The organism is Paenibacillus phytorum (assembly GCF_013141715.1).
GTDB classification, from domain to species: domain Bacteria; phylum Bacillota; class Bacilli; order Paenibacillales; family NBRC-103111; genus Paenibacillus_E; species Paenibacillus_E phytorum.
Genome location: NZ_WHOA01000068.1, coordinates 1 through 5,408, shown reverse-complemented (window position 1 = coordinate 5,408; position 5,408 = coordinate 1). Strand labels below are relative to the sequence as shown.

The following is a 5,408-nucleotide window of genomic DNA, read 5'->3' as shown; positions in this document are numbered from 1 at the left end:
TAAGCGTCACATAACCTCAAACTTGCCCATGCCTATCCTATAACACGACAAGTGATCGGAAGCGAAGATGACCATGGCAAATAAGGCTCGAGCGCCTCTGGATTTGGAAGCTGCGGAAGCTGCTCGAACAGGTACTTTAAATATGGAAACGGAAGCAGTCCGTTTTCCTTCACCGTCTCGATGACACTGTAGATTGCCGCACTTGCATTCGCGCCGCGAGGCGTGTTCGCAAATAACCAGTTTCTTTCTCCCGATCACGAACGGCTTGATGGATCGCTCACTTCGGTTGTTGAATCATTAATATTATCCGTAGGCACAGTAAGGGGTTCCGTCGCGACTATCAAGAACTGTTAAATCTACACCAAAAATTAAAAACAGCCGGTGACCTTAGAATGAAAGGAAACCGGCTGTTTTTTGCTTATTCAAGACTCATATCATTTTTCCCGATTGATATATAATTGGGAAGATAGAACTGGGGAAAGAAGATATCATAACCTAGCTCCCGCACAATGGATCATAAATAAAGCTGTAGGTGTCGTTTTATTAAATCATTTTAAAAATAGGCTTCGTGTTGCTAGAGGCAACGCAGAGATAGGTAAGATATATAGTAGCGTACCGTTTGATTATGAAAATATGCCGTTTTTTGCAATTTATCATCCGGATGAGAAAAATCAACCAATAGAATTTCATTGGTGGTTTTCCTTTTTCCTTATTCCTTTTGTATAGCAATCCCCCATTACTTGTTAACTAATCTGCCCATTAGCTTAATGACGCATCGTAAGTTTAATACTATATTTTCTCAAACTACAACTAACTCCCAAGTCATTAGCTTACGAGTACTTCAAAAAGAAATCCAAAGAACGCTACAAGATCGAGGCGAAGAATAGTGAACTTAAGCATAGGCACGGGTATGATGTAGCCACTTCCGCGGGTCTATTAGGTATGGTTGCAAGGGGCTATGGCGATATTCGCAGTGAATCTAAAGCGAATCCTGAAATTGAACGACTAAAAACCATTACCAAACAGGGCTTACAGAGGGAAAAAGACGGCGTTTACTCTCGAAATGTGGGAGTAAACACCGTCTTTTTCTGTAGAGCATTAACTTGATTTCGAGGACGAAAGTTTTTCAGTGGCCTCGGAAATCATCCCCGGGCTTTTCTACGTTTATTTATAGATAATTTCAGAGCAAACCTCGAACACCTTTGCCATTACTTCTCTTTGAAATTCGTCCTTCACATAAAAACAGTGTCGCTTCCAATCCAGTAGCCGCAACGCGCTATCCAAGTCTCCGTCCATGGCCCTTTATATGCATTCTCTACCTGTTCCATTGATGGAACTCGTTGGTGTTTACGATGAAAACCAACCACCTTAGAAAGTTCAGCTATCTTATACTTCGTCATCGAGCAAAATATAAGCTTCCATCTTCGTGTCAAAAACGACTATCTGTCCATTATCGCCATAATCCATGTCGTTTACTTCTGTATGACTCAGCGTCTTCTCTTCACCTGTCTCCTTATGCTTTACGCGGTATTCCATGATGCCATCTCCCTAAACAATAAATTCCTCGAACACTGGCAATCTCATTGCTCCCGACTTGTACCAATCTCGATATTTAACCCTACACTTTACCAACGGCTTCACATAGACATGATCCTTGCTCTCACCACTTTTGTATGCTTGAAACACAGGCCACATCGATTGGCGGGCAGACTGGGTAATTCCTAACTCTACTGCTCCGATAGGTCGAATACATCCTTCATCTGAATACCCGAGAAGCCATGAATGCTCCTTCTTGCTGTATCCCGTTATGTAGACCTCTGCTCTCCGATAATTGATAACCTTTTGCCATGACCAGGAGCGAGTGTCTTTCTCATACTTGGAGTTTTTCTTCTTAATGACTATGCCTTCTAATCCGTGCTGACAGACGATTTTAAAGAAATCTGTAGCGCTACCGTTGATTGGCCGGACTATTCGGTAATGGTTGTTTTCAGTTACTGCCTCTTCAAGTAAAGCTTTACGAACTTCCAAAGGCAAGCCAGTCACATCCACCCCGCGATGGTACAAGATATCAAAAGCGAAATAGACAACTTTATGCTTAACCTTGCTAGATTTGAAACGAGCATTGCAGGCTTCGAAGTCAGCTTTTCCATGCTCATCTAATACCACGACTTCGCCATCGAGGATAGTCCCCTTTTGGATCGGCGGATTGTGCAACTCTGGATATTTGGATGTAGCATTTGTGTTCTTTGTATATAGGTTTAGCTCATCTAAATTGGAAACAATCAATCTTATACCATCCCACTTAAGCTCCGCAAATGTGGAAGAATCATCAAATGGTTTATTATTTTCGGCATATTGGAGAAGCATTGGAGGAATAAACATTATCTTCATCACCCATAATAATGTTACACCTTAGAGCTATTCATGACTAATGGTACTTGAAGGAAACAGCCCAAGAATTCCTCCTCTTGGGCTTTCAAGAGATCAAAGGAATTCAGGAGGTTTATCTACATATGAAAAAGAAGTCATTAATATCGTTGCCACGTTTCATTGCTTGTTCGATGGGTATTGCAACGCCCATATCATTTCCAGTTTACTTTGCTTTGAAGGGAAGAAGATAAATCCCTTGGGCATGTTGCACGGTTTTTGAACAAAATTTTCATAGACAGGCCACCCTAGTATTTAGAAGGGTGGTAATTTAATATTCCAGCTTGCGTTTCAAAATAGATCGGAAATACTAACATCGTGCCCCATTCTACGCAAAGTACCAACTATTTCATATTTCGTTTCTGTATTGGCTTGGTGTTTATCCCCATCACAAAGATCAGATATCGCATTTCTACTCTTTCCGCTCGCTTTTGCAAGTTCCCCTTGAGTTATCTTCTTTCTATCGATAAATTTACCCAACTTAGTTCTTGATTTTCCTAATCCTAGTCCATATGCAAAAAGCGCCACCGGATTTCTCCGTTGACGCTCCGCGGCCAAGATGTTTAATGTGCGCATAGTTCGGCAACTTAAATTTCAAGCCAAAACCTGGCTCGAGCCTTGTGAATTTATTATTCAGATTCACGAAAAATTTCCAGATGGATCTTGGTATAACATATGTAGTCCAACTCCCTTGAATATCGGGAATTGGTATAACGGCATGAAACCAACGGAGACTGTTTGGGTAACTACGAAAGAGTATAGAAAAAAGTGGATTACAACCAAGCAGAAGACATTAACAGAGTCATGGCAATTACCGAAGTATTCTTACACATTGTTTAAACAATACTGGTCATTAATCAATTATTGCCTCGTCAGACCATTCTTTGCTCAGTTCTACCTTTAATACATCCCTGTAGTTGATCCAATCCCAATCCCCAACACCAAACGGATCTACAGTGTCAAATCGGAATTCACCGTGCTTGCTCCGCGTCACAATGCCTGTTATTGTGCGTATCTGGTACTCACCATATAGTGTGAGTTCAACGGTTTTCTTGTACATCTGCGACTGACTCAGAGTGGCTGATATGACTTGCACTTCCTGCTCATCAAGTACAAGACGCTGAATGCGATGCATTTCTTTCTGGTTTCTTATCGCAGATTCTTTATGTTGAGGAAGCATCATCCGACTTGACTCCCATAAACCGTTCCGTTCTAGTTTCTTGCTCATCGATAATGCCCTCCAATTTTTCCGGCTCTATCTACAGCGAGACCGGCTTTCATCAGACTTGATGCGCGGATGATTGCCGTACTACCAAAACGGTCTTTAATACCATCCACGACACGATCAAGCTCACGAACCTTTGTAACATCTTCGAATAAATCCAATTGTGTGACCTCTTCATCGGCAAGTGAGCCGAGTGTAACACCGACCTTGCGTACCGGAAGACCATTCCAATTACGGTGAAATATCTCGCGTACAGATCGATATACTTTCAACGTATTATTCGTACACAACGGCATTTTCCGCTGCTGACTAAAACCTGTTGGTGCATCGTATGGCGAGCACATGCAAAAAACATGAACAGTTCCACTCGTAAACCCTTTTGCTCGTGCATCCCGACATACCTCCTCGGTTAATTCCAAGAGTACAATATCAACTTCTTCCGCGGTCGTATAATCTCGTGGCAAAGTCATTCCATGACCGATTGATTTAGGCATTACGTCAAACGTTCCTGGTGTGACTGGACTATCATCTAATCCGTTGGCAGTACGCCACATCACCTCAGCCTGTATGTCTGACTGTTTACCAAAACGAGCTCGAAACTTCTGCTTGAGAGTCGCAAGAGGTGTCCTAGCAACATGACCTATTGTCGTCATGCCGAGTGCGACGAAGTGGCGAGTCATACGCGATCCAACTCCATACATCTTATCAACGGTTAGTGGCCACAACTCACGCTCCACATCTTCTTTACCAAGTGTAAAAATACCATTTCCGTTCTTCTTTGCGAAATTATCTGTCGCTTGCTTTGCAAGTATCTTTGTCGGTCCAATACCTACGCGGATACGTATGTTCATGGAGGCTGCAACTTTTTTTTGAATCATGATTGCCAACTCTTCAGGTGAACAATGGAAATGTTTAAGTGAACCTGACACATCCAAAAACTGTTCATCTATTGAAAATACCTCTACCAAGTCCGTATATTCCTTGTAAATGTCAGTAATTGCAAGTGATACATCTATATAACGTTGCATGTGTGGACGCATTACGATAGCGTTTGGACACAATTGGAGCGCTTCACCAAGCCGCTGAGCTGTACTAACTCCAAAGCTTTTAGCGATTGGGCATGCCGCCAAAATAATACCTGATCTCCTAGCCGGGTCCCCAGCCACAACAACAGGAAGAATTTCGAGACCCGGATGAGTCGCCTTTTCAACACTTGCATAGAACGACTGGCAGTCCGAGAGGAATATTGTCCTCTCACGTTTCTCGCTCATCACAACGCCCTCCTCATATTCATGAGCGTGGTCATAAGCTCGGCCTTGACCAAGCTGCGAAGCATTGTGAAATGATGAATGTAGCCGCGGACCTTGTATTCAACGTTAATCCCTACTGCATTCGTAGTTGTGTTTAGTACTTTGATATCACGCTTTTTCATACTGCTCTTAATACTTTGTAATTGGGGATAAATCGCTGTCTCAACCTCTCTCAAATAATAAAGAACATGATTATAAACAATTTTGTCCTTGTTAACTTTGAGTTCCTCCATATCTCTTGTTAGCATATCGAGTAAAATGGGTAACAACGTAAATTCTTTAATAATTTGAACATCCTCTTCATTCTCAACTCTTAAATCAACACTCATATTCCCCACCACCATACGCGAACGTGTATTCGTGTTATTTATTATATACCGAACACGTATTCGTTATGCAAGTGAATTTTATGGAATTCAAATTGGAAATTAAGTATTCTGATTACT

At 41.9% G+C, this 5,408-nt stretch carries 7 protein-coding genes and 2 pseudogenes; 2 read left to right on the top strand and 7 right to left on the bottom strand.

Annotated features, from left to right (window positions below):
• Positions 1-32 precede the first annotated feature (32 nt).
• Positions 33-291 (bottom strand): annotated as a pseudogene (locus GC098_RS08500) (transposase domain-containing protein); the annotation flags it as partial.
• Positions 292-414: 123 nt separating this feature from the next.
• On the opposite strand from GC098_RS08500, the gene GC098_RS08495 reads away from it, so the two are divergent.
• Together GC098_RS08495 and GC098_RS08490 are read left to right on the top strand one after the other, a co-directional pair.
• Positions 415-726, top strand: a complete 312-nt coding sequence (locus tag GC098_RS08495) for a hypothetical protein (RefSeq protein ID WP_171642810.1) — start codon at positions 415-417, stop codon at positions 724-726.
• Positions 727-837: 111 nt separating this feature from the next.
• Positions 838-1,009, top strand: a pseudogene (locus GC098_RS08490) (IS5/IS1182 family transposase); the annotation flags it as partial.
• Positions 1,010-1,386: 377 nt separating this feature from the next.
• On the opposite strand, the gene GC098_RS08485 reads toward GC098_RS08490, so the two are convergent.
• The 6 genes from GC098_RS08485 to GC098_RS08460 form a co-directional block, all read right to left on the bottom strand.
• The gene (locus GC098_RS08485) at positions 1,387-1,536 is read right to left on the bottom strand and encodes a hypothetical protein (RefSeq protein ID WP_171642809.1); all 150 of its coding nucleotides are present in this window, start codon (positions 1,534-1,536) and stop codon (positions 1,387-1,389) included.
• Positions 1,537-1,548: 12 nt separating this feature from the next.
• Positions 1,549-2,382, bottom strand: coding sequence for an ATP-dependent DNA ligase (locus tag GC098_RS08480; RefSeq protein WP_246358509.1), 834 nt, complete (start codon positions 2,380-2,382; stop codon positions 1,549-1,551).
• A 336-nt stretch (positions 2,383-2,718) separates the two neighbouring features.
• Complete coding sequence (locus GC098_RS08475) at positions 2,719-2,955, bottom strand: helix-turn-helix domain-containing protein (RefSeq protein ID WP_171642808.1); 237 nt, start codon at positions 2,953-2,955, stop codon at positions 2,719-2,721.
• 325 nt (positions 2,956-3,280) lie between these two features.
• Positions 3,281-3,655 (bottom strand): YolD-like family protein, encoded by a 375-nt coding sequence (locus GC098_RS08470; protein ID WP_171642807.1) that lies wholly within the window; start codon positions 3,653-3,655, stop codon positions 3,281-3,283.
• Positions 3,652-4,923, bottom strand: coding sequence for a DNA polymerase IV (locus GC098_RS08465; protein ID WP_171642806.1), 1,272 nt, complete (start codon positions 4,921-4,923; stop codon positions 3,652-3,654). Before GC098_RS08465 ends, GC098_RS08470 begins: the two co-directional genes overlap by 4 nt.
• Positions 4,923-5,291 carry a YhjD family protein gene (locus GC098_RS08460; protein WP_171642805.1) on the bottom strand — a complete coding sequence of 123 codons (369 nt, stop codon included), beginning with the start codon at positions 5,289-5,291 and terminating at the stop codon, positions 4,923-4,925. The genes GC098_RS08465 and GC098_RS08460 overlap by 1 nt, the downstream gene beginning before the upstream one ends.
• Positions 5,292-5,408 lie beyond the last annotated feature (117 nt).

Coding starts and splice junctions, on each gene's coding strand:
- GC098_RS08485 (WP_171642809.1), bottom strand. CDS start 1,536: ATGGAATACCGCGTAAAGCATAAGGAGACAGGTGAAGAGAAGACGCTG.
- GC098_RS08480 (WP_246358509.1), bottom strand. CDS start 2,382: ATGTTTATTCCTCCAATGCTTCTCCAATATGCCGAAAATAATAAACCA.
- GC098_RS08470 (WP_171642807.1), bottom strand. CDS start 3,655: ATGAGCAAGAAACTAGAACGGAACGGTTTATGGGAGTCAAGTCGGATG.
- GC098_RS08465 (WP_171642806.1), bottom strand. CDS start 4,923: ATGAGCGAGAAACGTGAGAGGACAATATTCCTCTCGGACTGCCAGTCG.
- GC098_RS08460 (WP_171642805.1), bottom strand. CDS start 5,291: ATGAGTGTTGATTTAAGAGTTGAGAATGAAGAGGATGTTCAAATTATT.